Source organism: Saccharomonospora sp., from assembly GCF_027317685.1.
Taxonomy (GTDB): domain Bacteria; phylum Actinomycetota; class Actinomycetes; order Mycobacteriales; family Pseudonocardiaceae; genus Saccharomonospora.
Genome location: NZ_DAHVQP010000045.1, coordinates 52195 through 79184 on the forward strand (window position 1 = coordinate 52195; position 26990 = coordinate 79184).

Consider the following 26990-nt stretch of genomic DNA (forward strand, 5'->3'; position numbering starts at 1 on the left):
GCCGGACGCTTCAGCCGGCCGGGAAGCCGCACCGCCGGGCGAGGTCCTGGCGGGCGGCTTCTATGACCTGCCAGCGGTGAAGATTGTGGCGCGCATCGGCGAGGGCGTCGTGGGCATCGCTGGATGGCGGAGGCAGTTTCGGCCGCCCCACGTCCTCCCAGCGCTGCCGCAGGTCACGGGTGAACCGTGGGAGTCGGCGCGGCATCGACGGCATCGGCCCCCACAACTGGGCCAGGGCCACGTGGTCGTAGGCGGCGTACCAAGCCCACAGCTCGATGCCGTCGCGAGGACGGCCGAAGAAATCGAGCAGGTCGGTACGAATGCGTTCCCGGCTACGCCACGCCGGATCCGAGGGCGACGGGAGCTTCGACAGCACGTGCTCACGGACCCACGGCCCCGCCTTCGCCGGGTCGAACTCCGTGGACACCGCGTAGAACTCGCGTCCGGACTCGTCCACGACACCTATGGAGACCAGGTCGATGGTCACGCCGTCCTCGATGAACTCGGTGTCGTAGAAAAACCGCACGCCGGGCACGGTACTCGACGGCCTCATCGGTCCTGGACGCCGCCTGTCGCTTCCGATCAGCCGGCCTGTGACTCGGGCAGCCGAGTGGCGTCGCGCGCGTCGGCCTGTACGGGCACGGTGGGCCGCAGCCCCGCCTCCTCGGCGGCGATGAGTTCCTTCGCCCTCGCGGCGTAGATGTCGACGTACTCCTGCCCGCTCAGTTCCATCAGCGCGTACATGATCTCGTCGGTGATGGAGCGCTCGACGAACCGGTCACCCGCCAGCCCCTCGTAGCGAGAGAAGTCCAGTGGCTCACCGAAGCGGATCTCCAACCTGCGCGGCCACCACATCCGGGAACCGATCGGGTTGACTCGGTCGGTACCGACCATGGCCACCGGGATGACGGGGACCCTGGCCTCCAACGCGATCCTGGCGACCCCGGTCTTGCCCTTGTACAACCGGCCGTCGGGCGAACGTGTGCCCTCGGGGTAGATGCCGAGCAGGTGCCCCTCCCGCAGCAGACGTACGGCGGTATCGATGGCGGCCTGCGCGGCCGTGCCACCCGACCGGTCGATGGGGAACTGGCCCGCGCCGGTGAAGAACCACTTCTTCAACCGACCCTTGATGCCGGGTTCGGTGAAGTACTCCTGTTTGGCGGGGAAGGTGACCCGCCTCGACACATGGAGCGGCATGAAGAACGAGTCGGCCACGGCCAGGTGATTGCTGGCGAGGATGGCGCCGCCCTCGGCGGGCACGTTCTCCACCCCGGTCACCTTGGTCGGCCAGAACGCGCGCAACAGCGGGCCCAGCAGTACGTACTTCATCAACCAATACAGCACTGCTTCTCGGTCCTCCTCTGCGGAAAACGAATGCCGACCGACGGACCAGCGTACGAAGCCGCGGTACGGGCACACAACAGGCCTCTACTTTCGAGTACCCACATCGGGAGCGAGGTCACACCCGGTCTCGCTTCAGCACCCTATTCGGCCTCCTCCGTTTCTCTCCGTAGCGGTTCCACCCGGTCACGTTCCAATGGCGGTAAGTCGTGCGAACATAGGATGATGCGGCTCGACGGGAGGATGACCGGGCATGCCTGTGTTCGCCGGCGCTGAACCCTTCGTCCACGACGGCTCTCCCGAGGTGGGGGTGCTGTTGTGCCACGGCTTCACCAGCACACCGGCGACCATGCGTCCGTGGGGCGAGTATCTGGCCGAGGCCGGTTTCACCGTGCGTTGTCCCCGGCTGCCGGGGCACGGCACCAGCTGGCAGGAGTGCAATCGCACCCGATGGCCGGACTGGTACGGCTGTCTACGCGGCGAGTTCGCCGAACTCAGCCGTCGATGCGAATCGGTGTTCGTGTTCGGCCTGTCGATGGGCGGCACTCTCGCGCTGCGGCTGGCCGAGGATCTCGGTGACGCCGTGCGCGGTCTGGTACTGGTGAACCCGTCGGTGCTCACCCGCAGGCTCGATGCCAAGTTGGCCGCCCTGCTGGCACCGGTACTGCCGTCGGCGAAAGGACTGGGAGGCGACATCGCCAAACCCGGAGCCGTGGAACTCGCCTACGACCGCACCCCCGTACGTGCGCTGGCGAGCCTGTCCCGGCTGTGGACGCTGGTGCGCCGTGACCTGCCCCGGGTGACCCAGCCGCTGCTACTCGCCAGCTCAGCTGTCGATCACATCGTGGAAGGTGTCAACGCCACCGTGGTAGCCGAGAATGTGCGTAGTGAGGACCTGCGCGAGGTAGTGCTTCACCACAGCTACCACGTGGCCACGCTCGACAACGACGCACCGTTGCTGTTTCGGCGCAGTGTGGAGTTCGTCGACTCCGTCAGACAGGTTGGTGCCCGATGAACAGAGCATCAGGAACGGACGGACCCGAGGATGTCGACGCCACGTTCGCCAAGATCGTGGCGGGGCTGAAGGCGGAGGGGTTCGGCACGGATACCGACGATCGCGTGATCGACGCCGACGCTCCGGACGACGACACAGGCGATCACGGACAGACACGGTTGCGCAACCCCCGTGACCACGACACCCGCTCGGGCTGGCGCGAGTCGGAGACCAACTGGGAGGACACACTACTCGGCGATGACCCCACCGATGCCGACGACGACGAACACTTCGTTCCTCCGGAACCGCCACCACTGCCGCGCCCCCGCAAGGGCGCGATCGTCGTGCTGCTGTTCTTCGTGGTGGGACTGCTGCTGCTTCTCGGCCCGGGGTTGATCGGGCTGAGCCGTTCGGTCGCCTTGCCGCTGGGGATGCTTTCGCTGGCCACCGGCATCGCGCTGGCCCTGCTGCGGGTCAGGCAGGGGCCCCCGGACGGCGCGGACCCCACCAACGGTGCCCAGGTCTGAGCCCGCTTCAGCCTTGCGGTTTCGGAGTCTGTGCCGCCGACTCGTCGAACAGCCGCCACAACTCGGTGGGCCCCAGGAAAGCGCTCCCGTGTTCGCCTGCCCGGCGGCGTAGTTCGCGGTCGGCGGTGACGACCACGACGTGATCCCGGGGCCGACTCGACCGCAGGTCCGCGACCGTCTCGACGAGCGTGTCGTCGCCCTCCCCCGGCGCGGCCACGATCTCCACACCCTCTACCTCGTCGACGTGGCGGGCCTTTCCCTCGGTCACCAACACCACGCGCGGCCACCAGCACCAACGCCGTTCCAGGTCGAGGCCGACCCGATGTGCGGCAACACCGACACGCGACAGGACAGCGAGCCGGTCGCGTAGCCGTGCGACGGCCCCCGCCCTGTCCCGCCACCAGCCGTCCGGACGAGCACCGATCACGTTGGCCGCGTCGACGACCAGGACGAGTTCCCTGCCCAGTTGTTCTCGCAGCAGGGGCCAGGCGGCCGCGAAATCATGATGCAGCCGATACCCCTCGACCTCGTCGGGCGGCACCCAGTGCAGGGCCGTGCTCTCACCGTTCGCCACGCGCGCTTCCACCGCGTTCCGGACGGTGGCGAGCACGGTGGTGTAGCACCATGTGCCGTGGTCCTCGACACACGAGGCGAGGACGCGCACGGCCTCGGACGGAACGGTGGTCTCTTCCTCGGTCTCACGGATGGCGGCGTCGGCGGGGGTCTCCCCCGGCAGCACCGCACCACCGGGCAACGCCCACGTACTGCCGTGATGCGTCCACACAGCCCGGTGTTGCAACAGCACCCCTCGCAGGGGGTCGACCAACAGCAGTCCGGCCGCTCCGTACGGCCCCCAATGTCGTCGTCCACACGCGCAGCTGACGAACCCCTCGCCTTCACCGAGCAGCATTCGCCCACTCTAGCGACGTTTCGGCGTCGCACTACCCCGTGACACCGGCTCTCCGCGTGATACGGCGGCGCAGCACCGGAGCAGCGCGGAAGTACTCTCGGGAAAGGTCTGTCAGGCCTGTCTGGCCATCCGCTCGACGGCCAGGGTAGCCGCGCCGACAATCGCTGTCGCGTCACTGAGTTGCGAGGTACGGATGCGAGCGAGCGGCCGGTGTCCGGCTCCGGTGACGACCCTGGCGTAGTGCTCCCGCGCCTCGTCGGCGAACAACGGCGACGACTCCGCCACGCCTCCCGCGAGAACGACGATCTCGGGGTCGTAGACATCGGCGATGAGCGCCAGACCTTCCCCGAGCCACCGGGCGAGGTCGGCGAGCGCCTCCCGCGCCACCGCGTCCCCCTCCCGTGCCGCCCGGGCCACACGCAGCCCGGTCATCGCCGCGGGATCGGCGACCTCCTGTCTCAGTGTCGACGGCCTCGCGGGCCAGCGCGCGAGGAGTTCGATGGCTGTGGCCGCGAGAGCCGTACCACTGCAGTAACGCTCCCAACAACCGTGACGACCGCAGGGACAGGGACGACCGTTCGGTACCACTCGTATATGCCCCAGTTCGGGCGCCACGCCGTGTGCGCCGCGAAAGACCTCCCCACCGAGCAACAGTCCGGCACCGATGCCGGTGCCGAGCGCCAACAGCAACGCCACGTTCGCACCACGCGCCGCCCCGAAGCGGTGCTCACCGACAGCGGCGGCATTGGCGTCGTGCTCCAGCGTCACCGGCACGCCAAGGCGCGCCGACATCCTGTCGGCCACCGGCGCCGCTCGCCACGGCAGGTGCGGCGCGAACAGCACCGATCGCCGATCCGGCCGCACGAACCCCGCCACAGCCAGCCCCACGGCCTCGACCGTGTGCCGCCTCCTCAGTTCGTCCACCACCGTGGTGATGGCGTCCTCCAAGGCGTCCTCTGCACCCGGGGTGGCGACGCAAGCGGAGTCGATCACACCCCCCTGCTCGTCGACGACACCGGCCCGCACACTGGTGCCCCCGACATCAACTCCGATCGCGAGCATCGGGTTCCCATTGACTTCGAGGCCGGACCATCACGTGCTGCACGCGACCGCCGCGGCGCTCGTCGGATCTCGGTGTGCTCGGCGATGGACGAAAGCCGGGCATGTGGATGCCGTCCTCCGGCGCCCACCGATCCGCGAGCACGGCTCGTAACAACCCCAACAGTCGGGTCATGTGCTCCAGCACCTGTGCCACGACGTCCACTCGCTCGCCTCGGAACACAGCGACCACGGCGCACAGCGGGCACCACTGGTCACTCTCACCACCGGACGAAATGTCGGTCTCGGTATCGACGTGCTCGTGGCCGTGGCCGTGACCAGCTTCAAAAACACTTTCGAGCCAGGGCCTGGCACGCTCCACCACCAGGTCCACGAGAAGCCTGATCTCGTCGGCGAGTTGGGCGGCGTCCGTACCGTTGTCGGTGGTCATAACGGGTTCTCCAGATGCACCAGTAATCCACGCGCGTCGGATTCGGCACCTGTCAGTGTGTAGGCGCGTAGCGGCTCGGGCAGCGCGATGAGCCTGCGGAAACCGTCGACCGTGACGGCGAGGTCGTCGTCGATCCGGGCGAGCTTGACATCGGAGTCCTTCGCGAGCGGCATCACGATGCGGAGTCGTACGCCGTCCCCCTCCTCGGAGGTTTCGAGCAACGGCACGGTGTCTGGCTCGCCCACCAGCGGGCTGGCCTGGCCGTACAGCTCGTCGGCGATCTCCAGCAACGCCTCCATCCCCACCGGCTCCACCGCGCGGTGCTCCACGGTGCGCAGCGTGCCGGGGACGAGTCCGCCCTCACGAAGCTCGGCGAGAACCTGTTCCTGCTGTGCACGCCGGGTACGCAGCCACGTCGCGGCGGCACCGCGCCACAGCCCGGCCGACGGCATCATGCGATTGACGACCACCCCGTCGACGGTGATGCCCCGCAGGGCCAGAGACGTCAACGTGCGCCGGGTCTCGGCGACCACGACACGTTCGGGGGTGAGTACCAACCGTACGGTGGTCTCCTCGCCGGTGAGCATCGTCCGCAACGACTCGACGTACGCGGCGAAACGGTCGGCCGAACGCGCCGTCGCGGTCGCCGAACGCCATGCCGGCAGCCTCCGTAGATACCCCGATACCGCCTCGGGCAAGGCGAACAGCCGCAATGTCTCGGCCGTGGGCCCGCAGTCCACGACGACGTTCTCCCACGGCCCGGTGTCGGCGAGACGTTGCACCTCGCCCAGCGACAGCAGCTCGTCCACACCGGGGAGCATGGTGAGCTCCTCGGCGTCGAGCAGATCCAGTCCGAGTCCGGAGAACACGGTCCGTAGCTGTTCACGCAGCGTGCTCCAGGCACCGTCGGCCAGGCTACGCATGTCCACCTGCGCCCCGTACAGGAAACCGTCCACCTCGGAAGGCTCGTCGTTCAACGGCTTTCCGACCGCGTCGGCGAGCGAATGGGCCGGGTCTGTGGACACCATCAGCGTTTTGCGCCCCCGACGTGCGAGGCAGGCGGCGGTAGCGGCGGCGAGAGTGGTCTTGCCGACGCCGCCTTTCCCGGTGAACAGCAGTATGCGCACGCTAGTCCCGGCCTTCGACCCGACGCTTGAGTTCTCGCAGAGCCGTATCCATGATCATTTTCTCGGCCTTACGGCGCAGCAGCCCGATCATGGGGAGCGCGAGTTCCACCGACAGCGTGTACGTCACCTTGGTCCGGTTCGGGCCGAGCGGCTCCAACAGATAACGTCCCTGCTGCGCTTTCTGCATCTGGCCCTTCACCAGATGCCAGCTCACCGACAGGCCGTTGTAGGCCCAGTCGTAAGCGAGGGTGTAGACATCCTTGACCGGCCCGGAGTCGAGCGTGAAACGCACCTCGGCGGGTCGACCCGCATCGTCAGTGGCGAGGATCTCGGTCTGCCGGACGGCTTTCGCCCACTCCGGATACGCCGGTAGGTCGGCGATGACCGCCATGATGTCGTCCGGGGCGGACTCGATCTCGATGGACTGCGTGGACTGCTCCGCCATGATGCTAGAGCCTAGCGGTCCGTCTTCTCGTCCTCACCAGCGCAGCACGTAGGGAACAGCCGTCCGTTGGAAGTGGCCCACGTTGCGACACTCGGTGTACCCCACTCGGAACCGCGCCGTCAGCGGCTGGTGGACGTGCCCGAACAACGACCATCTCGGTTGCTCGACACGAATCCGTTCGAGCAGCGACCGCGACCCCGACTCCAACGTGCGTGACACCACGTCGTAGGCGAGCTCGGGGATCGCGGGCGGGATGTGACTGCACAGTACGTCGATATCGGACAGCTCGGCGACACGGTCGTCGAACTCCTCGCGGGTCATCAGGTGAGGACGCCACACCGCGTTGGCTCGTGGCGTGACGCCCTCGGGCAGCACGGCTCCGCCGACGAACCCGAATCGCAGCCCACCGATCTCGACCACTTCGCCGTCCACCGTCCGAACACCGTCCGGCACGAATTCCGGCCACAACGCGGGCGCGTCGACGTTGCCCGGAATGGCGTAGACCGGCACCCCCGACGCGGTCATCGCCGGGAACAGGCGCGCGTACTGCTCCCGTACGGCCTCGTCGACGGCACCGGCCGGGTCGTCGAGGCTTTCCCACAGCGACTGTACGAACGCCCTCATCTCGGCCCGCGTGCCCGTTCTCCGCAGGGTCGCGTACGTGCTGACGTTGTCCTCGCCGAACAACCGACCGAAGACGCCACCACGGTGATCGTGGTAGTCGATGAAGTCGAGCAGGTCTCCGAGCACGATCAGCGCGTCCGCTCCCTCGCCCGCACGAGACAGCGCCTCAGCGTTGCCGTGCACGTCGGAGACGACATGTACCCGCACGGTTGACAGCCTAACTCTGGATGTGCGCGCCGGGCGGCACCCCGGGTTCCCTGCCGTCTTCGAGCACGTCCTTCAGCTCCAGAGCGATGGCTTTCGCAGCCCGGGCCCGACGGTCACGTTCGACGCGCAGCTGGCGGGGCGTGCGCCGCGGTCCCGTGGGGTCCGCGCGCAGGAAGTAGTGCAGGATCGTGCCGTCGAGCACGGGTTCCAGCCATACCTCCATCGTCCCGACCAGCGCACCTCGCACTGTCCAGCGAAGCCCCTCGTCACCCCGGTCGGTGTAAACTTCCAGTACAAGGTCGGGCCAGTACAGGCTCCATGATCGCGGGTCAGCGAACGCCGCCGCGACCGTACTCGGCGGCACTGCGAGAAACGTTTCGTCAACGATGTCGAGAGTGGGCGCGTCTTCAGTAGCGGACACGAGTGCAGAATCGCACGACGTGCGAATGCCACAGCCCCCGGGCATAGCCAAATGCTCGACTAGGAGTTAGGTTGACCGGCGAGTAACATCTGTCGAACACGGAGGTTCACGTGCGCGAGTACAGCGCCCCCGCGATCGCTGCGGTCGCCGACGACGAGAACATGTCGGACGTCGTGTGGGTCAACGCCGAGCGGTTCGGTGACACCGTGAGTTTCCGTCGACAGCTCGACGGTTCGTGGCGCGACATCACCGCGCGGGAGTTCGCCGCCCAGGTTCTCGCCGTAGCGAAAGGGCTCGTCAAAGCCGGTATCGGACACGGCGACCGGGTGGCCCTGATGTCCAAGACCCGCTACGAGTGGACGCTGATCGATTTCGCGATCTGGGCCGCGGGCGGCGTGACCGTACCCATCTACGAGACCTCCTCCGCCGAACAGGCCCATTGGATCCTCACCGACTCCGGGGCCAAAGCGGTGATCGTCGAGACCGCCGACCACGCCGCGACCGTCTCCTCGGTGCGGGACCGCCTGCCGGAACTCGCCCACCTGTGGCAGATCGAAGGCGACAAACCCGCCGTCGACCAGCTGTCCGAACTCGGTGTCGACATCCCCGACGACGAGGTGCACACCCGCCGCCGCTCCCTGGCCGCGGCCGACATCGCCACCATCGTCTACACCTCCGGGACCACCGGCCGCCCCAAGGGCGTCGTGCTGACCCATCGCAACCTGCTCGCCGAGGTCCGCGCCGACATCAAGGCGTTCCCCAGGCTCATGGAGCCGGGCAACTCGATGCTGCTGTTCCTGCCGCTGGCTCACATCCTGGCCCGCGCGATCGCGCTGACGGCGTTCACCTCGCGGGTCACCCTCGGCCACACTCCGGACATCAAGAACCTGGTGGCCGACCTCGGCACCTTCCGTCCCACCTTCGTCGTCGCCGTGCCGCGAGTGTTCGAGAAGGTGTACAACACCGCGAAGCTCAAGGCCCACTCCGAGGGCAAGGGCAAGATCTTCGACGCGGCGGAGGCCACCGCCGTCGCCCACAGCCAGGCTCGGGACTCCGGCGGGATCGGCTTCGGCCTGCGACTCAAGCACGCCGTGTTCGACAAGCTCGTCTACACCAAACTCCGGGCGGCACTCGGTGGCCGCTGCATCGCGGCCGTTTCCGGTGGCGCGCCGCTGGGTGAACGGCTTGCGCACTTCTTCCGCGGCATCAGTGTTCCGGTGTTCGAAGGCTACGGCCTCACCGAGACCACAGCGGCGGCCAACGTCAACACCGAGGAGGCCTTCAAGGTCGGCACGGTGGGCAGGCCGGTGGCGGGCACGTCGGTCCGCATCGCCGAGGACGGCGAGGTGTTGCTCAAGGGTGACGTCGTCTTCAGCGCCTACTGGAACAACGAGCAGGCCACTCGCGAGTCCTTGGAGGACGGCTGGTTCCGCACCGGCGACCTCGGCGAGCTCGACGAGGACGGCTTCCTCAAGATCACCGGACGGAAGAAGGAGATCATCGTCACGGCGGGCGGCAAGAACGTCGCCCCCTCGGGTCTGGAAGACGCTCTCAAGGCCAACCCGCTCATCAGCCAGGCGATGGTGGTCGGCGACCAGCGCCCGTTCATCGGGGCTCTCGTGACGATCGACGAGGAGTTCTTCCCGACCTGGAAGGCGCAGAACGGCAAGCCGGAGAACGCCACGGTGGCCGATCTCATCGACGACGCCGATCTGCAGGCGGCCGTACAGGCTGCCGTGGACGAAGCCAACAAGCAGGTGTCCCAGGCCGAGTCGATCAAGAAGTTCGTCATCCTGCCGAATGACTTCACCGAGGCGGGTGGCGAGGTGACCCCGAGCATGAAGCTCAAGCGCAACGTGGTCAGCAAGAACTACGCCGACGCCATCGAGAAGCTCTACGCAAAGTGAGTCGACGGCCGGTGGCGAAGCGGTATGCCGCCGGTCACCGGCCTCGGTCATTTCCCGGTCCCCGTTTCCGCCGGTAGGGTCGCCTCGATCCCGGCGAGAACACGGTCGAGTGCGCGGTTGAACCACGCGTCGGCGGCAAAGCGCGGAAACTGTGAGGACCGCTGCGAAGACTGTGCGGACAACGCCTCGTCGACGAAGCGTGCGAGATACGGGTGTTCGCCGTTGTGCACCACCGCTTGTACGTACTCGTTCAGTTCTCGACCGATCTCCTCCTCGTTCGGTGAACACACGTAGGTCAACACTTCCAGTTCCTGTCGCGTGTAACCGTCGACCCAGGTGAGCACGAGCAGAACGGCCTCGACCATTTCTTCTATGCCGAGTCCGAGACCGTCCATGGCCGACACCGCCCGTTCGAAGTGCCGGAAGATGTTCGGTCCCACGGCCCTTCCGTTCCACACGTGCTTCAGCCACGGACGCTCGAGCAGGGCGCGGCGGTGAGCTCGGGCGAATTCCCGCAGGTCTTGCCGCCACCGACCGGTGAGTTCGGGCCATTCGTGCCGGGCGTACATCCGATCGGCGACGAGTTCGAGCAGCGCTTCCTTGTTCTCGACGTAGCGGTACAGGCTCATCGCGCCGGTACCGAGCTCGGTAGCGACCCGGCGCATGGTGACCGCGTCCAGGCCGTCGAGGTCGGCGATCGCGATGGCGGTATCTGCGATCTGCTCCCGTGTGTAGGCGGGTGCAGGCCCGCGTGCCGGTCGAGGACGCGACGTCCACAGCCGTAGCCGGGATAGCAGAGGCGAGTCGCCGTTCGACGCCATGTTCTCCCTCAACCGGAAATTCGTTGCCTATCGTGCACTCGATTGGCTACCTTATCCGCGTACGTTGTACCCAGTTCAGGGGGAATTCATGTCAACACCAACCGGTGACGCCGTGGTCGTCGCCGAGGGAGTGCACAAGAGATTCGGCACCACCCACGCACTTTCCGGACTGGACCTGACCGTGCCCGAGGGCATGGTGTACGGATTGCTCGGCCCCAACGGCGCGGGCAAGAGCACCACGGTCCGTGTCCTGGCCACTCTGACTCGCCCTGACAAAGGCCGAGTGACGGTGGCGGGACACGACGTCGTCCGCGAACCACACGCCGTACGCACCAAGATCGGCCTGGCCGGTCAGCACGCGGCACTCGACGAAGAGCTGACCGGACGCGAGAACCTCCGTATCTTCGGCAGGCTCTTCCGTCTCGGCGGCGCCCGTGCCCGCGCCCGCGCCGACGAACTGCTCGAACAGTTCAACCTCGCTCACGCCGCCGACCGCCCCGTCAAGACGTATTCCGGTGGCATGCGTCGACGTCTGGATCTCATCTCCAGTCTCATCGTCTCGCCCAAGGTGCTCTTCCTCGACGAGCCCACCACCGGCCTGGATCCCCGTAGCCGCAACGAGATCTGGTCCACTGTGCGACGACTGGTCGACGAGGGCACCACGGTGCTGCTCACCACCCAGTACCTCGACGAGGCCGATCAGCTCGCCGAGAACATCGCTGTCATCGACCACGGCAGGGTGATCGCCTCCGGCACACCCCACGAACTCAAGGCACGCATCGGAGGGCGGCTCGACATCGTCCTGACCGAAGCGACGGAGTTGTCCCGTGCCGCTACCGTGCTCGAACCACTCACCGGAGCCGAGATCGAACCCGACGTCGATCCCGAGCGCAAACTGTTGTCGCTGCCTGTGGACACCGACAGAGTTGCCCTGCCCGACGTGGTCCGTCAGCTTGACCAAGCCGGGGTGAAACCCATCGACGTGGGACTTCGCCAACCGACGCTCGACGAGGTGTTCCTGTCCCTGACGGGCAAGCCCACCGCTCAGTCGGAAGTCCCCCGGCAGCGGAAGGAGGGTGTGGCGTGACGACCTCGACCGGACCCGCTTCGCCGACGGGCTCGCTCACAACGTTCCGTGCCGGCCTGTCGGACGGGATGACGATCTTTCTGCGTAACCTGCTGAAGCTCAAGCACCAGCCCGAGCAGATCGTGGCCACCTTCGCGTTCCCGCTGATGTCGGTGATCCTGTTCGGCTACGTGTTCGGCAGTGCCATCCCGATCCCGGGTGGAGGCAACTACCGCGAGTACCTCATGCCCGGATTGTTCGTCATGAGCTCGGTCATGGGCGTCATGGGTTCGCTGATGGTCATCGCCAAGGACAACAGCCTCGGCGTCATGGACCGGTACCGCTCGATGCCCATGGCACGCTCGGCGGTGCCTTTCGGACAGACGGCGGCTGACCTGGTGATCGCCGCCGGCAGCCTGGCGATCATGGCGGTCTGCGGCCTGCTCTTCGGCTGGCGGGCCCACAACGGGATCATGGCGACCCTCGCCGGATTCGGTCTCGTACTACTGCTACAGTACGCCGTGTCCTGGGTGGGTGTCTTTCTGGGTTCGCTGGCGAAGAACGAGGAGACGGCCGCCCGCATCGGTCCTCTCATCATGCCGCTGACGATGATCTCGAACGTCTTCGTCCCGACCGACGGCATGCCCGTCGTCCTTCAAACGATCGCCGACTGGAACCCTGTCAGCGCGGCCACCGCCGCCTGTCGGGAACTGTTCGGCAATCCCGGACTACCTGCTTCCGCGGACGCCGCCTGGCCGATCCAGCACCCGGTGTTGGCGACGGTCGGCTGGTGCGCGCTTCTGCTCGCGGTGTTCGTTCCACTGTCGGTCCGACGGTTCCGTAACGCCGGACTCTGACAGACCGTTCGTCGAAGTGGAGGGTGGAGGCGGTGCGCGTCAGTGCACCAGCCTCACCCTCGGCGTGGAACGGTCGGAGACCGGGATGTTGTACCGCTGGGCCAGGTAGGAAGCGACCTCCTGGAACAACGGAGCCGCCGAACTGCCACCCGGAATGGTGGTGTCGGGCGCGTCCAGCCAGACACCCACCACGAATCGCGGTTCGTCGGCGGGCAGGATGCCCGCGAACGTGATGTTGTGCAGCCGGTTGCTGTAGGCCCCGGTCTTGGGATCCACCTGTTGGCCCGTCCCGGTCTTGCCCGAGATCTGATAGCCCTGCAGCGCCGCTTCGGGAGCCGTGCCGCTGTAGTAGTAGTCCCCGTCCTGTGTCGTCGCGGACAGCATCTTCTTCACCGTGTCGGCCGTCTTCGCGTCCGTCACACGCGTGGTCGCCGGGACCGGTTCGGGAATCCGGCGACCGTCCGGCGCGATCTTCGCCTTGACGATGCGTGGTTCCACCCGCACGCCGCCGTTGGCGATCGCTTGGTACATGCTCGTCATCTGCACGACCGTCATCGACAGGCCCTGACCGATCGGCAGGTTACCGAATGTGGTACCCGACCACTGCTCGCGCGGCGGGACGAAGCCCGGGCTTTCTCCGGGGAGGCCGATGTTCGTGCGGTGACCGATACCGAACCTGTCCAAAACGCTCATGAACCGATCGGGGCCGATCTCATCGGCCAGCAGCAGCGTGCCGACGTTGGACGATTTCGCGAAGATACCGGTCACCGAGAAATCCTGCGTATCGTGGGACCAGGCGTCATGCACGGTGTGGTCGGCGACCTCCATCGCTCCCGGAACCGCCATCGTCGTCTCCGGTGTGACGACACCGGACTCGATCGCGGCGGTCGCGGTGATCACCTTGGCGACCGAGCCCGGCTCGAACGGTGTCGACACCGCCGGGTTGCCCATCGCCTCCGACGACAGCGATTTCGGATCGTTCGGATCGAACGTCTTGTGGTTCGCCAATGCGTACACCTCACCGGTCTTCGCATCGAGGATGACAGCGCTGCCACCCTTGGCGTCCACCTTGTCGACGTAACCGGCGAGGCTTCGCTCCAATTCGTACTGCACGTCGGAGTCAATCGTGAGTTCCAGGTCGGAGCCGGGTGCTGCGGGTTGCATATCCCGTTCCGTGCCGGGAATCACGACATCGGTGCCCTGTTCGGTGTCGACGATCTGCCGGCCCGGGGTGCCGACCAGGTCCTCGTCGCGGAAATACTCCAGCCCGGACAGCCCGTGCAGGTTGTGTTCGGACACGTCCTCGCTCTCGGTACGCCAATTCGCGTATCCGAGCACGTTCGCGGCTAGCTCACCACCCGGGTAGACGCGCTTGGCGCGCTTTTCGTAGCCGATTTCGTGGTACCGCTTGCTGATCTCCTCGGCCACCGACGGCTCGACCTCGATGAGATAGGTGAAGGACGCGTCCTTGTGGAAGGCCTCGAGCAGCTTCTCCTCGGTGACCAGGTCGGGAACCCGTGCGGAGATGTAGGCGGCGATCTCGGCGGCACGGGTGCCGAAGTTCTCGCCCGAGTTCGGGTTCTCCCGGGCGTGTTCGGCCCACGTCTGGCGCATTTGTCGCAGGTTGACCCAGAGCTGGCGTGTCTCGACGCTGAACGCGAGTTCGGCCCCGTTCCGGTCCACAATAGAGCCCCGGTCGGCAGGGATATCGATGATCTTCGTGCGTTGCCGTTCAGCCCGTTCGGACAGCGCGGAGGCCTCGAAAGCCTGGATGTGCACAAGCTTCAGTCCCGCGGCTACCAGCACGAGTGTCAGGGCGATGCGTCCGATGACGAACCGGTTGCGGTTGTTGCGTACCGTGGTGGCCGATCGCTTCCGCCTCGCCCTGACCGAGTACGTGCGATGCGGCCCCTTACCCGTGCTGGCCCCCTTCACGCCACGCTGCCCCGGCATCGCCGTCCTCCCTCACCAGTCGCGCCGTGTCACCTGTCGTCGCTGCCGGCACCGCCGCCATCGCCGTCGCCGCTGTCACTGTCGTCACTATCGGCACTGCCGCCGTCATCGCCGGCGCCGTCGTCGTCATCGCTTTCGCCGGTACGGCCGTCATCGTCTGCGTCCTCGGACGGCGGCGGATCTGGCGCGGTTGCCTCCACCGGCTCCCCCACCAACACGATGGAGCCGTCCTCGTTCACCACCAACCGCGCTGGATTACCGCCCGGGACCATACCCAGCGATTTGGCGCGCTCAGCCAACGACGACGGCGACTGCAACTGCCCGACCTCTCGACGCAACTGCTCGGCCCGCTCGGCGAGCTGGGCGTTCTGTTCCCTCAGCTGTTCCAGTCGATACGAGTCGGCGATGGCTTGAGTGGACAACCACAGCGAGGCCGCCACCCCGCACAGCATGAGTCCCATCAGGACGATGACGAACGTCGCCCGTGACTTCGGCCAATACTGCAACCCGAGGCGGCCTCGGGTGTGTCCACCACCCTGACGCTTCGTCTCGGATCGATGTGCCCGTTTCGCGTAAGCGCGATGCGCGGCTGCGCTGCGCTTCGTGGCCTTCCCCCCGGACGAGCCGGTGCGGGACTTCGCCGAAGTACCGGTGGTAGAGGAAGTCGCGGTGCGAGCGGACACCGACCTGGCCCGCTGACGAGCCGGTGCGGACATCAGGCGTCCTCCCCTCTCTTCTCCGCTGCCCGCAGCCGGACGGACGCCGCACGGGGGTTATGTTCGATCTCTTCCTCCTCCGCCTTCTCGGCACCTCGTGTCAACAGCCGCAGTCGTGGCCCATGTCCGGGTAACTCCACCGGCAGCCCTTCGGGAGTTCGGGACGTCGCCGCTCGGGCCAGTGCCTGCTTGACGATCCGATCCTCCAGCGAGTGGTACGACTCGACGACGATACGCCCGCCCTCGGCCAAGGAATCGATGGCGGCGGGTACGGCTGCACGCAGGATGTCGAGCTCGCCGTTCACCTCGATACGAAGCGCTTGGAACGTGCGCTTCGCGGGATGGCCACCGGTTCGTCGACTCCCCGCCGGAACCGTGTCGTACAAGAGCTGCACCAGTTTTCCGCTGGTGTCGAAGGGCTGTCGCTTTCGCTGCTCCACCACCGCTTTGGCGATACGGCGCGCGAACCGCTCTTCGCCGTAGTCGCGCAGGATGCGGGTGAGTTCGTCGACCGAGTAGGTGTTGAGCACGTCGGCGGCGGTCATCCCGGTCGTCGGGTCCATCCGCATGTCCAACGGTGCGTCACGGGCGTACGCGAAGCCACGGTCGTCGCGGTCGAGTTGCATGGAGGAGACACCGAGGTCCATGAGCACACCCTCGACCGAGGGGATGTCGAGCTCGGCGAGGACGTCGAGGATGCGGTCGTAGACCGTGTGAACGAACCGCACCCGGTCCCCGTAGGGGGCGAGTCTTTCGCGTGAGCGCTCCAGTGCGTCGGGATCGCGGTCAAGACCGATGACGCGCAGCCGCGGGTAGGCGCTCAACAGCGCTTCGGTGTGGCCACCCAACCCGAGCGTGGTGTCGACCAATGTCGCGTCCCGGTTGGACACCGCGGGAGCGAACAGTTCCAATACCCGGTCGACGAGTACGGGCAGATGCCCGGCCTCAGCCGCAGCACCATCGGCTCCGGCACAGTCGGTCACGACACCCCCTTTTGTCGTCTCGTCCTTCACTGCCCCCATTCCGACCTGTGACCGGATGCCGTCAGGTTGCGGACCTGATACCGGGGAAGTTGCATCAGGGCCGCAGCCTCACGCCATCCGGTCAGAACACGCCCGGCAGGATCTCCTCCTGCGCCTTCGCATAACCGTCCTCGTGTTCCTCCAGGTAGGACCCCCATGCCTGGGCATCCCAGATCTCCAATCGCGTAATGGCGCCGATGACCACGCACTCCTTGGTCAGCCCGGCGTAGCGACGGAGTTCGGGAGCGATCGCGATGCGACCCTGCCCGTCCGGACGCTGTTCCTCTGTGCCCGCGAACAAGTACCGCTGATACGCCCGCACCGACTCGTTGGTGAACGGCGCCTCAGCCACTTTGCGAGCCAGCTGCTCGAACTCGGCACGTGGGAAGACGAAAAGGCAATGATCCTGTCCTTTGGTGATCATCAGCCCACCTGCCAGCGCATCGCGGAACTTCGCAGGCAGCGTGAGCCGCCCCTTGTCGTCCAGCTTTGGGGTGTGGGTGCCGAGGAACACCGGCTTCCACCTCCCCACCGATCAGCATCAGAACCCGGGAGTCCTCCGCGATCGGTTACGGAGCGCCCCTTCCGCCCCACAGGCCACCACGGTACCCCACTTTCCACCACAGTCAACGCCAAAACGACCACTTCAGTGGGATGTTGACGGCGTCTTCGCACGTCAACGCGGGGGTGCTCAGTGGAGCGCTTCGTGGGACATCACCACGACAGTGGCATCGAAACGGCACCGAAACAGCACCGAACCCCCCCCTTCACAGTCTCTTCACTCGCGAAAGCGGCGAAGAACGCCTCTCGGTGGGGCTCGGTGGGGCATTGGACGAACTTGGACGAACTTGGACGAACACTGTGAGCCCACTGTGAGCCGGGCCTTCCGGGAAGGCGAACTCGTGCACGTCTCGGGAGCCTTGCGAGTGTGGCCCGCCGGAAACGACAGATGCTCAGCGCACAGTGGACCGCCCCATGACGTCGTGCGAGCGGCCGAGGTCCAGTCCGAACACGAAACGGCCATGTCACCGACGGCTCGTCATCCACGGCCGGCAAGTTCGGCCTCGTCGTACATATCGGCCAGACGGGCCGCGATCCTGGCCGGGTCGGCGGGCACGAGACTCAACCACGCCTCACCGGTCCGTCCTTCGGAGACCGTGCCCAGGTAGCCCCCGGCGTCGGTGACGAACCAACTCACTCCACCGACCCGCCGTGATCCGACTCCGTCGCGCGCCCGCACCGAGAACTGTCCCGCGGCGAGAACAGGCCGCGACTGCACGGCCAAGGCTTCCCGCGCCTGCTGTTCGAACACTCGCGCACGCCGGGAAGTCGAGTCCTCCACCGCCGCGTTCGAGAGCGTGTCCAGCGCCGAAGCGGGCAGACTCACCCCCATACCCGGTCCAGAGGCGAAGTCGGGTAGCACGCCGACCGCCGCGGAGAAGACCTCCCCGGCCCGAATCGCCGTGAGGGCGACCGTACGCCGAGGCTGCACGGCCAGGATTCCCCGATCACGCGCCACCGCGGCCACCGCACGCAACGGTTCGGAATCGGACAGATCGATCAGCGCTTCACATTCCACCATCAGTGAAGCGCCGGCGAGCAGGTCCAGTCGCTGCCGCAGCGTCGAGTCGAGCTTCCCCCCGCGGAACAGTCCTCTCTCCGCGAGGTTGGAGTACACGGCATCGCGGATGCGGGCACGTTCGTCCTGAGTCTCGCCCACACTGTGCACGGCCAACGGGGCGGGAGAACCCGGATACCCGGAATCGGACCACAAAATGTCGAGTGCGGACGCCGACACTCTGATCACACCGGGACCGACCTTCCAACCGTCGAAGCGGGACCATCGCCGATGTCGTCACCGGCGCCCGTCTCCCCTGCCGTCAAACGCGGTGGCTTGGGGAACTCGGCCTCCGGCACAGCGGAACCGAGCGCCGCGGCCCGGGCGTACATCACGTCGACCGCCTGCTGTCGAGCACGCTCGGCCTCGTCCCGGCGAGCGGCCATGGCGTCGGACAATCCCACGAGCTGCCAGACATCCCCACCGGCGGCTGCCTCCCGGATCATCGCGGCCGGGTCATAGGACACGGGCTCCGGCATCTCCGCTCTCGCCCACGCAGCGGCCTCGGCCTGTCCGGTCACCGCCCGGCTCACGGCGTCCGAGACCTCGGCGGCCTGTCCCGACCATGCCGCGGCGTCACTCAACACCGAACGCACCGCTTCGGCGCCACCGCCCTGCCAAACACCCTCGCTGGCCTTCGACAGGCCCGTCAGCGCTTCCCCTACCTCACGTAACCCTCGCGCGAGGTCGGTCCATTCACGACCGATCTCCCCCGCAGCGGCCGGGTCGTTGCCGATCCCGACCTCCGCGTACATCCGCTCGTGAGCGTACGACTCGTACCTACGGTCATCAGTTGGTCTGCGGGTCATGTCAGCTCCGACTCGATCGCCTCAGCCACCGTGGTGGCACGTTCACAGGCCTGGGACGTGTCGCGGAAATCGGCCATGGTCACATCGACGTGCACCGTCCGTATGCCGGATCGTGTGCCCGTCTCTCCGGACTCCAGCAGCACAGAACACGTGCCGTCGTCGGCCTCCCGGTCCGCCACGCGCAGCGCGGGCGCGGCGCCGACACGGATGTCCTCGGCGTCCGCCATCCCGACTCTCAGTTCCTCCAGGTCCGTATCCCTGTCCAGGGTCACCGAGACGCCGAATGCTCCCGGCTCGACGTAGTCACACACAGGGGAACCGGCTACCGTGGTGGACTTGCCCGGGGAGGTCAACCCCGCGCGCGACCGGTCCTGCGGATCGAGCAGTGCGCAGGGATCCGATACGGAGACGGACTGTCGCGTCGAGATCGGTGGCACAACGGAGGAACCGGGCTTCGCGTCGGCCTCAGCCGTCCCTTCCGGACCGGCCATCGATCCGGGCTGTGGGTCGGAACCGCATCCGACGGTCCCGGCGGCCAGGCCGAGCACACCGACCAGCAGCGCGGGCAGTTGCCACCCCCTGCTCACCCGCACGCGGTCCTCAACCCCCACCCACACAATCGGTCCCGGCGGCCGCATCCGAATCCTGCTCGTCGTAGCGCCGCAGGGCGGTCTCGATGCGCTGTTTGAGTTCCTCGATCTCCTGGCCGAAGCGAGTCAACGACTCCACGGCCGAACCGGCGTCGTCGATGCCGTATCGCGCCATGAACTCGCCGATCTCCTTGGCATAGCCATCACCGAGCGGAACTGTTCGGCCCAACACTTTCGCCTGGCGAACCATCCGGCCCACCGCATCCTGGACCTCGCTCAGTTTGCCGAAAGCCTCGGTAGCGAGTTCCGGCGAGACGGCAAAGCCGTCGGATGGCAGCGTGAGCCCGGAGTCCGGCACGTGTACGCCGGCATCGGTCATCACCGCACCTCTTTCGGTAGTCAACCGACTACGCTGCCGTAGCGTAGGCGAGATCGTCCAGTCGCCAAGATCTGTGATCCGAAGTCACCTGAAAGGGGCAAACACGCCTGTGGGATGCTTGCCCGCCGCAGTGAATGATCAACAGGGCTGGCGTACCGAATCCGCAGACATTTGACACACTGCGTGCCAGGCCGACTCGCAGGCGAGTCCGCCCACCTACGAAGGTCCCCAAGGGCGTTCGTGACAGCAGCGAGGGCTTTTCGTACCAGGAGGTCGTGTGACGTCGAGAGGACAGTCCACCGCTACCGCCCCGTTGGCCGACGGTCAGCCCACCACCGAGGTGCGCTACCCGTCCGGCGGGTTCCCCGGCGACGCCCCTGGGGAAGACCACGGCGCGCCTGCGAACCTTGACCAGCTCCACGACATCGCCAGACGCATCGCCGCCAACGTCGAACGAGTACTGGTCGGCAAACCGGAAGTCGTCCGCATAGCGCTGGTCACCCTGCTTGCGGAAGGACACCTGCTCCTCGAGGACGTGCCCGGTGTCGGCAAGACCTCGCTGGCCAAAGCGCTCGCCCGGTCGATCGACTGCACCGTGAGCCGTGTCCAGTTCACGCCGGACCTGCTGCCCAGCGACGTCACCGGTGTCTCGATCTACAACCGTCAGCATTCCGACTTCGAGTTCCGCCCGGGCCCGGTGTTCGCCAACATCGTGGTCGGTGACGAGATCAACCGCGCGTCCCCGAAAACCCAGTCGGCGCTGCTGGAATGCATGGAAGAGCACCAGGTCACCGTCGACTCCACGACGTACGAACTCGGCAAACCGTTCATGGTGATCGCCACCCAGAACCCGGTCGAGATGGAAGGCACCTACGCGCTGCCGGAAGCACAGCGCGACCGGTTCACCGCCAGACTGTCCATCGGCTACCCGGACACGGCCGCCGAACTGGCGATGGTGGACGAGCACGCCGGACACAATCCGTTGGATCAACTGGAACCCGTCTCCGACGGCGCGACGGTACAACGGCTCATCGAGGTCGTCCGTGGGCTCCACGTGTCCCCGGAGGTGAAACAGTACGCGGTCGAGCTCACCTCGGCCACGAGGCAGCTGCCGGAGGTGCGACTCGGCGCCTCCCCGCGAGCGACGCTGCAACTCGTCCGTGCCGCACGGGCGCAGGCAGCCCTTTCCGGCCGGGAGTTCGTGGTACCGGACGACCTGCACGCCGTGGCCGCTCCCGTGCTGGCCCATCGGCTCGTGCTCACCACCGAGGCGCACGCCGCCCGTAGATCGGCCACGGACGTCGTCCGCACCGTGCTGGCTCGCGTGCCCGTGCCGCACGGCCCCCGACCCCGGTAACGCGCAACATGTTCCGCTCGTTGTCCGGCCTCACCACCCGGGGCCGGTGCCTGCTCGCCGCGGGAGTCGCCGCGGGTGTGTGCGCTGTCGTACTCAACGAGCGCGACCTGCTGCGGGTCGCGGTGTTCGTCCTCGCCCTTCCCCTGTGCGTGGTGCTGTTGGCGTCGGCCGCGCGTATGACCATCTCCGCGTCGCGCTCGCTCCTGCCCGAACGGATCTCCGTCGGTGGCCGGGGCGAGGTGCAACTCGACCTGTGGCGCACGGGCCGTATGCCCGCCGGCGAGGTGCTGCTCGAAGACGGCTTGCCTTACACGTTCGGTGACAGGCCCCGCTTCGTCGTGGAGCGGTTGCCCCATCGACGGGCGGTACCGCTGCGCTATCCGGTGCAACCCACTCTGCGGGGCGTGCACCAGATCGGTCCGCTGCGGGCCACCATCACCGACCCGTTCGGATTGTGTGAGTTCGAGCGTGACCTCGTGTCGCACTCACGGCTGGTCGTCGTACCGCGTGTCACCACCCTGTGGGGACTGCCGCGCGGAGCTGGCATCGGATCGGGTCAGGACAGCAGTATCCGTCTGCACGCGGGGCAGGGCGAAGCCGACGTCGTGGTCCGTCAGTACCGTCAGGGCGACGACCTGCGCAAAGTGCATTGGCGGTCGACTGCCCGGCGCGACGAGTTGATGGTGCGGGTCGAGGAACGCCCCTGGCACGGGGGTACCACGGTGTTGCTCGACCATCGCGCGACGGCTCATCGCGGTTCCGGGGTGCAATCCAGTTTGGAGTGGGCCGTCGAATTCGCCGCCAGCGTGTGCCTGCATCTGAACAAGGCCGGACAGCACGTGCGATTGGTCAGTGAACACGGCAGGCTGCTCGCCGACGCGCCCGAGGAAGCCGGAGCGAGTCACGCCGGCGCGGTGTTGGAGGCCCTCGCCGTACTGCAACCCGGTCATGCACGGGACATCGTCCTGGGCTCCGACCCGGGACAGGGCCAAGAGCTGATCGCGGTGCTCGGCACAGTCGGTACCGAGTCCGTCCATGAGATCACCCGGCACCGTGCTCGCGGCACCCGGAACCTCGCGGTCCTCCTCGACACCATCGCCTGGGAAAGCTCGGACACGCCCGCGGACGGTGACGTCGCGGTCGAGGACACGGCCACGCTGCTGCGCGCTGCGGGCTGGGGCGTCGTGGTGGTGAAGCCGGAACACTCCGTCGCCGACGTGTGGGCACAACTGTGCCGCACGACAACACCCGGCGCCTCGTTGATCGGGGGTGTCTCATGACGACCACGGCCTCCCGGCCCCGGCACACCCGGCAACGCCCCGAATCCGACCGTAGCGCGGCTCGCGGCATGGCTGCGGCGAGCACGCTGCTCGCTCCCGCTGCGGCCATGTTCGCCACCGTCAGCGCCGCCACCTCACTGACCGGTGTCATCGAAGGCGGCGCCTGGCTGGCCTACATCGCCGTGGCCGCCCTCCTGGTGGCGTGCACCGGCCTCGCGCTGCGTTCACTGCGCCTGCCCACACTCCTGACGGCACCGGCTCAGGCGCTGGTCCTGCTGTTGCTGGCCACGGGCGCGTTCACGCGCAACGGCATCCTGGCCGTCATCCCCGGCCCCGCCGCGTTCTCCGAACTGAACGATGTCCTAACGACCGCGTTCGAGGAGATCAGAACCGGAGTCCCCCCTGTCGAGGGCAGCGTCTCGATCCTGTGTCTGGCCACGATCGCCGTCGGAGTCGTCGCGATCCTGGTGGACACGCTCGTCGTCGCGGCGTCCGCCCCGGCGGCCGCGGGTCTCGTTCTGCTGTGTGTCTACGCGGTGCCGTCGGCGCTGGCCGACGATCTACTGTCGTGGTGGACGTTCGTCCTCGGGGCGACGGCGTTCGCCGTGCTCCTCGCCGTAGACGGCAGCCATCGGCACAGCCGTTGGCGGAACCGGTCGACTCCCGGAACAGGTGTCTCCGCCGTGGCCGTGTCCGCCCCGGCCGCCGTCGTGGCGGGGGCATTGTCCGCCGGGCTCGTCGCGGGCATCGCGGTCACGAGCGTCGGCACCGAGGGCAGACTGCCCGGCAGTTCGGGCGACCAAGCCGTGTTGGGCGGCCTCGGGGTCAACCCGTTCACCTCGCTGCGCGGCATGCTCGATCAAGGGGACGACGTACCCCTGTTCCGTGTCACCGGGCTCGACGACGACCAGCGACCGCTACGCGCGTTCACCCTCGACACCTACCGCCCCAACGAGGGGTGGGGACTGCCCGACGGCCCCATGCCCGCCGGCGTTCCCGCCAACGGCGAACTCCCCTTGGCCTCGGGCGACGACGGTGAGGCTCCCGGTCGAGAGATCCACATCGAACCCGTGCACTGGAACGACGTGTGGTTGCCCGTCTACGGCTCCCCCCGTGTCCTGCGGGGCCTTTCCGACGGTTGGTACTACGACCACACCAGCGGCTCGGTGTTCCGCGAACGCAGGCAGAACCCCGCCGCCTACACCGAGGTGGCGGCTCTGGAGGAACCGACGAGAGCCGAGCTGCGCCAGGTTACGTCCGACCCCGGCGCTGTCGCCGACGTCTACACCAACGACAGCGGTGTCGATCCTCGGGTGGCCGAGCTCGCCCGGCGGATCACGGCCTCGGCCGACACCACATTCGACAAGGTGCACGCGGTGTGGAGGCACTTCGACACCGCGAACGGCTTCACCTACGACACCCAGACCGCACCGGCGGCCGACAGCGACGCCCTCGCGGACTTCGTCCTCAACGGCAAACGGGGTTACTGCGAACAGTTCGCCTCGACGATGGCGGTGATGCTGCGATCACTCGACATTCCCGCGAGGGTCGCCGTCGGATTCACAAGCGGCTACCGCGATGGCGACGCTCGCACCATCACCTCACGCGACGCCCACGCCTGGGTGGAGGTTCACTTCGGTGAGCTCGGCTGGGTGAGCTTCGATCCCACTCCGCTGTCGGACGGTCGTGGCTATGTGCCTTCGTACCTGGACGACGACGGCGCCTCCGGCAGCGATCGGTCCGGCGACGACGACGCCGCGTCGAGCACACCGCCGGAATCGTCCTCACAGAGCGCGCAGCAGCCCACCCAGGACCAGGCCGAGCAGGAAGCCAGCGCCCAACCCGAGCAACAACGCCCGTTCTCCACCTCCGACTCGTGGTGGGGTATCGCGGGGATGGTCCTCGCTGCCGCCGCCGTGATCGCCACGGTCGTCGCCGCCGTCACAGCCCGGCGCCGACGCGAGAACTCCCCTCAGGGGACAGGCGTGGGCTCCCTGTCGTGGGCGCTCATCCTGGCCGTGACCCTCTGGGCCCTGACCGTGGCTTTGGTGACGTGGTGGGTGCACTGGGTCGTGACACTCGTTCTGCTCGCGGCGTCCGCGTTGGCGCTGGTTCCGTGGGCGCTACGCCGCGTACAGCGACACCGCCGACTTCGCGAAGTGGAACAGGCCCAGGAGACCGCAGCGGCCGATGCCGCGTGGCGGGAGCTGCTCCAAGAGTGTGTGGACCGCGGCATCGACATCTCCGAACACGACACCGTGCGGATCACCGCCCAGAAGATCGTTCAACAGCAGCGACTCGACAAACAGGCCAAGAACAACCTGCGCGCGGTCGTGACCACGGTCGAGCGCGTGTGGTACAGCCCCGAAGCTCGGCGGCGCGACGGTCGGGACACCGGGTTTTCGAAGGCGTTCCACGACGTCCTGGACGGCCTCGAACGCGCGGCACCGCTGTCCTGGCAAGACCGGCTGCTGCCCCGTTCGATCCTGCGGAACGTGAGGCGGCGGAGTCCGCGGTCTCGGTGATCCGACACGAAAAATCCGCTGCTCGGGGTTGGCGAACGGACCCTCGGTTCATTCGCGAACCCCGGCAGCGGACAGCTGTCCCGGATGCCGGACTGGTGTGGGCTAACGGTCCTCGAAGCGCCGGCGGAACCGCTCCTCCATGCGCTCGGTGAAAGAACTCTTGGCGGGAGAACCGCCTCGGCCCCCACGACCGTCCCGGCTCTGGGGCACAGCGTCATCGGCCTCCCCTGATGCCCCCAGCGCTGTCACTGCCAGTAGCACACCGCCGAACATCACCAGAAACCCGAGCACACTGAGCCACGGGATCTCGGCGACGCGAAGGAATGCCGCCTGGCCCGCGACACCGAGCACGAGCATGGCGACGCCCACTACGAAGAGAGCGATACCCTGCAGACGTCGACGGCGCGTAGGGCGGCGCATCCTGGTACCGCGCACAGTGGATGCGAATTTGGGGTCCTCGGCATAGAGCTCGCGCTCGATCTGGTCGAGCAGCCGCTGCGCATGCTCGGAGAGTGGCATCTTTCCTCCTCCGGCACAGCGTTATCTGATGACCCCCTAGTGGGTGCCGGAACCACGTGAAGACGTCGACCCGGGCTACCCCCGTTGGGGTGTCAATACCAGGATACGAGGCGCACGCGCGGACGACTACCCGATCTCCCCCCTTACGCCGCTGGTTTTGCCTCGAACAGCCCAACGCTGCCGTGCGCGGCGACGCCCAGCCTGATAAAACGAATGTTCGGTGCCTTCTGACGGCATGTTCTCAGTCCGTGTCCCGCGCCAACAGCGACGCGGGGCGCACAGCCGCGACACCGAATTTCGAGCGCGCCGAGTCGACCGCTATCTCGGCGTCTCTCCACCGTGAGGTCGGACGCACGTCCTCCAAGGTCAATTGCTCGGCGTCCGTGGCTCCGCTGAGCCCCTCGACTCGCACTCCCAGCAGCCGCACCGGCGCGGTAGCCGCCTCCTCCAGCAGCGAGACAGCGGTGGCGTGGATCTCTCGTGCCACGTCGGTGGCGCCCGACAGGGTACGGGCCCGGGTGATGGTTCGAAAGTCGGAGAAGCGCACCTTGATGGAAACCGTTCGGCCTCGCAGTCCCCGGCGACGCAGAGTGGCCGCGACCTTCTCCGACAGGTCCAGCAACTGTCGTTCCTGTGCCTCCCGGTCGGTGAGGTCGGTGTCGAATGTGCGTTCGGCCCCGAGGGACTTCTCCTCGCTCTCCGGCACCACGGGGCGCTCGTCCCTGCCGTGCGCCAGCGCGTGCAGGTGTTCGGCCGTGGCCACACCCACCCAACGTCGTAACCGGTCGAGTGGCGTAGCCGCGATGTCGGCGATCGTGTGCAGGCCGTGGCCGCGGAGCACTTCGGCCGTCTTCGGTCCCACGCCCCACAACGCCGACACCGGGAGCGGACGCAGGAACGAGACCGTCTCTCGCACCGGAACCACGACCATGCCGTCCGGCTTGGCCATGCCGGAGGCGAGTTTGGCCGCGAACTTCACCCCCGCCACGCCGACAGAACACGTGACACCGTGTTCGGCCTCCACCCGAGCGCGGAGACGGGCTCCGATCTCCGTCGCGGTGGCCCCGAGTCTGCGTAGAGCACCGCCCACGTCGAGGAACGCTTCGTCGAGGCTCAACGGCTCCACAAGCGGCGTGATCTCCCTGAAGAGCGCCATCACGCTACGGGAGACTTCGCTGTAGAGACCTCGGGTCGGGGGAAGGTACACGGCGTGGGGACACAGTTTCCTCGCCGCCGCCACCGGCATGGCGGACGAGATCCCGAAGCGGCGCGCCGGATAGTTGGCCGATAGCACCACGGAACGGGGGCCGGCTCCGGCGACCACCACGGGACGGTCGACCAGTTCCGGCCGAGTCCGCAGCTCCACGGCGGCGAAGAAGGCGTCCATATCGACGTGCAGCACGTGGCAACCGGTGTCGTCGGGTCGCGTCGAATCCGTGACCCGGAACCGTTCGAACGCCTCGGGTAACGCCGTGTTCCGTCCCAT

General features: G+C 67.3%; 28 protein-coding genes. 8 read left to right on the forward strand and 20 right to left on the reverse strand.

Features of this window, described 5'->3' with window-relative positions; all coding sequences use genetic code 11:
• Positions 1–10: 10 nt before the first annotated feature.
• Positions 11–526, reverse strand: coding sequence for a polyadenylate-specific 3'-exoribonuclease AS (locus tag M7H19_RS05545; protein ID WP_298177832.1), 516 nt, complete (start codon positions 524–526; stop codon positions 11–13).
• A 56-nt stretch (positions 527–582) separates the two neighbouring features.
• Positions 583–1344, reverse strand: a complete 762-nt coding sequence (locus M7H19_RS05550; RefSeq protein ID WP_298177834.1) for a lysophospholipid acyltransferase family protein — start codon at positions 1342–1344, stop codon at positions 583–585.
• Between the two features lie 250 nt (positions 1345–1594).
• Between M7H19_RS05550 and M7H19_RS05555 the strand changes: the two genes are divergently transcribed.
• Entirely contained in the window at positions 1595–2356 is a 762-nt protein-coding gene (locus M7H19_RS05555) for an alpha/beta fold hydrolase (protein WP_298177835.1), read from the forward strand.
• Positions 2353–2862: a hypothetical protein gene (locus tag M7H19_RS05560; protein ID WP_138977671.1), complete on the forward strand. Its 510-nt coding sequence runs from the start codon at positions 2353–2355 to the stop codon at positions 2860–2862. Before M7H19_RS05555 ends, M7H19_RS05560 begins: the two co-directional genes overlap by 4 nt.
• A 7-nt stretch (positions 2863–2869) precedes the next feature.
• Here the strand turns inward: M7H19_RS05560 and M7H19_RS05565 are convergent, their stop codons facing one another.
• From M7H19_RS05565 to M7H19_RS05595, 7 genes are all read right to left on the reverse strand, one after another.
• Complete coding sequence (locus M7H19_RS05565; RefSeq protein ID WP_298177839.1) at positions 2870–3772, reverse strand: NUDIX domain-containing protein; 903 nt, start codon at positions 3770–3772, stop codon at positions 2870–2872.
• A 111-nt stretch (positions 3773–3883) separates the two neighbouring features.
• Positions 3884–4834, reverse strand: a complete 951-nt coding sequence (locus M7H19_RS05570; protein ID WP_298177840.1) for an ROK family protein — start codon at positions 4832–4834, stop codon at positions 3884–3886.
• Positions 4815–5261: a hypothetical protein gene (locus M7H19_RS05575; protein WP_298177842.1), complete on the reverse strand. Its 447-nt coding sequence runs from the start codon at positions 5259–5261 to the stop codon at positions 4815–4817. The genes M7H19_RS05570 and M7H19_RS05575 overlap by 20 nt, the downstream gene beginning before the upstream one ends.
• Positions 5258–6388, reverse strand: a complete 1131-nt coding sequence (locus tag M7H19_RS05580) for an ArsA family ATPase (protein ID WP_298177844.1) — start codon at positions 6386–6388, stop codon at positions 5258–5260. Before M7H19_RS05580 ends, M7H19_RS05575 begins: the two co-directional genes overlap by 4 nt.
• A 1-nt stretch (position 6389) precedes the next feature.
• Positions 6390–6833 (reverse strand): SRPBCC family protein, encoded by a 444-nt coding sequence (locus M7H19_RS05585; RefSeq protein ID WP_298177846.1) that lies wholly within the window; start codon positions 6831–6833, stop codon positions 6390–6392.
• A 33-nt stretch (positions 6834–6866) separates the two neighbouring features.
• Positions 6867–7664, reverse strand: a complete 798-nt coding sequence (locus M7H19_RS05590) for a metallophosphoesterase (protein ID WP_298177848.1) — start codon at positions 7662–7664, stop codon at positions 6867–6869.
• A gap of 10 nt (positions 7665–7674) precedes the next feature.
• Entirely contained in the window at positions 7675–8085 is a 411-nt protein-coding gene (locus M7H19_RS05595) for a polyketide cyclase / dehydrase and lipid transport (RefSeq protein ID WP_298177852.1), read from the reverse strand.
• A gap of 110 nt (positions 8086–8195) precedes the next feature.
• Here M7H19_RS05595 and M7H19_RS05600 point away from each other — a divergent pair, with 110 nt between their 5' ends.
• Complete coding sequence (locus M7H19_RS05600; protein WP_298177854.1) at positions 8196–9992, forward strand: long-chain fatty acid--CoA ligase; 1797 nt, start codon at positions 8196–8198, stop codon at positions 9990–9992.
• A gap of 47 nt (positions 9993–10039) precedes the next feature.
• Here the strand turns inward: M7H19_RS05600 and M7H19_RS05605 are convergent, their stop codons facing one another.
• A complete protein-coding gene (locus tag M7H19_RS05605; RefSeq protein ID WP_298177856.1) occupies positions 10040–10813 on the reverse strand; it encodes a TetR/AcrR family transcriptional regulator C-terminal domain-containing protein in 774 nt (257 codons plus the stop codon).
• Positions 10814–10901: 88 nt separating this feature from the next.
• On the opposite strand from M7H19_RS05605, the gene M7H19_RS05610 reads away from it, so the two are divergent.
• Both M7H19_RS05610 and M7H19_RS05615 read left to right on the forward strand, forming a co-directional pair.
• Positions 10902–11900, forward strand: a complete 999-nt coding sequence (locus M7H19_RS05610; protein ID WP_298177858.1) for an ATP-binding cassette domain-containing protein — start codon at positions 10902–10904, stop codon at positions 11898–11900.
• Between the two features lie 68 nt (positions 11901–11968).
• On the forward strand, positions 11969–12736 hold the full coding sequence (locus M7H19_RS05615) for an ABC transporter permease (RefSeq protein ID WP_298178027.1): 768 nt from the start codon (positions 11969–11971) through the stop codon (positions 12734–12736).
• 39 nt (positions 12737–12775) lie between these two features.
• Here M7H19_RS05615 and M7H19_RS05620 read toward each other — a convergent pair whose 3' ends face one another.
• The 8 genes from M7H19_RS05620 to M7H19_RS05655 form a co-directional block, all read right to left on the reverse strand.
• Entirely contained in the window at positions 12776–14689 is a 1914-nt protein-coding gene (locus M7H19_RS05620) for a penicillin-binding protein 2 (RefSeq protein ID WP_298177861.1), read from the reverse strand.
• Positions 14690–14718: 29 nt separating this feature from the next.
• The gene (locus M7H19_RS05625) at positions 14719–15150 is read right to left on the reverse strand and encodes a hypothetical protein (protein ID WP_298177863.1); all 432 of its coding nucleotides are present in this window, start codon (positions 15148–15150) and stop codon (positions 14719–14721) included.
• 254 nt (positions 15151–15404) lie between these two features.
• On the reverse strand, positions 15405–16388 hold the full coding sequence (gene rsmH / locus M7H19_RS05630) for a 16S rRNA (cytosine(1402)-N(4))-methyltransferase RsmH (RefSeq protein WP_298177865.1): 984 nt from the start codon (positions 16386–16388) through the stop codon (positions 15405–15407).
• Between the two features lie 121 nt (positions 16389–16509).
• Complete coding sequence (gene mraZ, locus M7H19_RS05635) at positions 16510–16941, reverse strand: division/cell wall cluster transcriptional repressor MraZ (protein ID WP_298177867.1); 432 nt, start codon at positions 16939–16941, stop codon at positions 16510–16512.
• A 525-nt stretch (positions 16942–17466) separates the two neighbouring features.
• Positions 17467–18234 (reverse strand): ESX secretion-associated protein EspG, encoded by a 768-nt coding sequence (locus M7H19_RS05640; protein ID WP_298177871.1) that lies wholly within the window; start codon positions 18232–18234, stop codon positions 17467–17469.
• On the reverse strand, positions 18231–18854 hold the full coding sequence (locus tag M7H19_RS05645) for a PE-PGRS family protein (protein ID WP_298177873.1): 624 nt from the start codon (positions 18852–18854) through the stop codon (positions 18231–18233). Before M7H19_RS05645 ends, M7H19_RS05640 begins: the two co-directional genes overlap by 4 nt.
• A complete protein-coding gene (locus M7H19_RS05650) occupies positions 18851–19441 on the reverse strand; it encodes a DUF3558 family protein (protein WP_298177875.1) in 591 nt (196 codons plus the stop codon). The genes M7H19_RS05645 and M7H19_RS05650 overlap by 4 nt, the downstream gene beginning before the upstream one ends.
• 13 nt (positions 19442–19454) lie before the next feature.
• Positions 19455–19823, reverse strand: coding sequence for a hypothetical protein (locus M7H19_RS05655; protein ID WP_298177877.1), 369 nt, complete (start codon positions 19821–19823; stop codon positions 19455–19457).
• A 277-nt stretch (positions 19824–20100) separates the two neighbouring features.
• Here M7H19_RS05655 and M7H19_RS05660 point away from each other — a divergent pair, with 277 nt between their 5' ends.
• The 3 genes from M7H19_RS05660 to M7H19_RS05670 are packed head-to-tail and all read left to right on the forward strand — an operon-like array spanning position 20101 to position 24985.
• Complete coding sequence (locus M7H19_RS05660; RefSeq protein ID WP_298177879.1) at positions 20101–21180, forward strand: MoxR family ATPase; 1080 nt, start codon at positions 20101–20103, stop codon at positions 21178–21180.
• Between the two features lie 8 nt (positions 21181–21188).
• Positions 21189–22460, forward strand: a complete 1272-nt coding sequence (locus M7H19_RS05665; RefSeq protein ID WP_298177881.1) for a DUF58 domain-containing protein — start codon at positions 21189–21191, stop codon at positions 22458–22460.
• Positions 22457–24985, forward strand: a complete 2529-nt coding sequence (locus tag M7H19_RS05670) for a DUF3488 and transglutaminase-like domain-containing protein (protein WP_298177883.1) — start codon at positions 22457–22459, stop codon at positions 24983–24985. Before M7H19_RS05665 ends, M7H19_RS05670 begins: the two co-directional genes overlap by 4 nt.
• Positions 24986–25087: 102 nt before the next feature.
• Here M7H19_RS05670 and M7H19_RS05675 read toward each other — a convergent pair whose 3' ends face one another.
• The gene (locus M7H19_RS05675) at positions 25088–25504 is read right to left on the reverse strand and encodes a DUF3040 domain-containing protein (protein WP_298177885.1); all 417 of its coding nucleotides are present in this window, start codon (positions 25502–25504) and stop codon (positions 25088–25090) included.
• A 241-nt stretch (positions 25505–25745) separates the two neighbouring features.
• A complete protein-coding gene (dinB, locus tag M7H19_RS05680; RefSeq protein WP_298177887.1) occupies positions 25746–26990 on the reverse strand; it encodes a DNA polymerase IV in 1245 nt (414 codons plus the stop codon).

What these genes read in the sequence shown, in the direction of transcription:
- M7H19_RS05620 (WP_298177861.1), bottom strand. Translation starts at nt 14,689, where the DNA reads ATGCCGGGGCAGCGTGGCGTGAAGGGGGCCAGCACGGGTAAGGGGCCG.
- M7H19_RS05655 (WP_298177877.1), bottom strand. Translation starts at nt 19,823, where the DNA reads ATGACCGATGCCGGCGTACACGTGCCGGACTCCGGGCTCACGCTGCCA.
- M7H19_RS05670 (WP_298177883.1), top strand. Translation starts at nt 22,457, where the DNA reads ATGACGACCACGGCCTCCCGGCCCCGGCACACCCGGCAACGCCCCGAA.
- M7H19_RS05585 (WP_298177846.1), bottom strand. Translation starts at nt 6,833, where the DNA reads ATGGCGGAGCAGTCCACGCAGTCCATCGAGATCGAGTCCGCCCCGGAC.
- M7H19_RS05575 (WP_298177842.1), bottom strand. Translation starts at nt 5,261, where the DNA reads ATGACCACCGACAACGGTACGGACGCCGCCCAACTCGCCGACGAGATC.
- dinB (WP_298177887.1), bottom strand. Translation starts at nt 26,990, where the DNA reads ATGGGACGGAACACGGCGTTACCCGAGGCGTTCGAACGGTTCCGGGTC.
- M7H19_RS05615 (WP_298178027.1), top strand. Translation starts at nt 11,969, where the DNA reads ATGACGATCTTTCTGCGTAACCTGCTGAAGCTCAAGCACCAGCCCGAG.
- M7H19_RS05665 (WP_298177881.1), top strand. Translation starts at nt 21,189, where the DNA reads ATGTTCCGCTCGTTGTCCGGCCTCACCACCCGGGGCCGGTGCCTGCTC.
- M7H19_RS05565 (WP_298177839.1), bottom strand. Translation starts at nt 3,772, where the DNA reads ATGCTGCTCGGTGAAGGCGAGGGGTTCGTCAGCTGCGCGTGTGGACGA.
- M7H19_RS05570 (WP_298177840.1), bottom strand. Translation starts at nt 4,834, where the DNA reads ATGCTCGCGATCGGAGTTGATGTCGGGGGCACCAGTGTGCGGGCCGGT.
- M7H19_RS05560 (WP_138977671.1), top strand. Translation starts at nt 2,353, where the DNA reads ATGAACAGAGCATCAGGAACGGACGGACCCGAGGATGTCGACGCCACG.
- M7H19_RS05675 (WP_298177885.1), bottom strand. Translation starts at nt 25,504, where the DNA reads ATGCCACTCTCCGAGCATGCGCAGCGGCTGCTCGACCAGATCGAGCGC.
- M7H19_RS05625 (WP_298177863.1), bottom strand. Translation starts at nt 15,150, where the DNA reads ATGGGACTCATGCTGTGCGGGGTGGCGGCCTCGCTGTGGTTGTCCACT.
- M7H19_RS05605 (WP_298177856.1), bottom strand. Translation starts at nt 10,813, where the DNA reads ATGGCGTCGAACGGCGACTCGCCTCTGCTATCCCGGCTACGGCTGTGG.
- M7H19_RS05610 (WP_298177858.1), top strand. Translation starts at nt 10,902, where the DNA reads ATGTCAACACCAACCGGTGACGCCGTGGTCGTCGCCGAGGGAGTGCAC.
- M7H19_RS05645 (WP_298177873.1), bottom strand. Translation starts at nt 18,854, where the DNA reads ATGACCCGCAGACCAACTGATGACCGTAGGTACGAGTCGTACGCTCAC.
- M7H19_RS05555 (WP_298177835.1), top strand. Translation starts at nt 1,595, where the DNA reads ATGCCTGTGTTCGCCGGCGCTGAACCCTTCGTCCACGACGGCTCTCCC.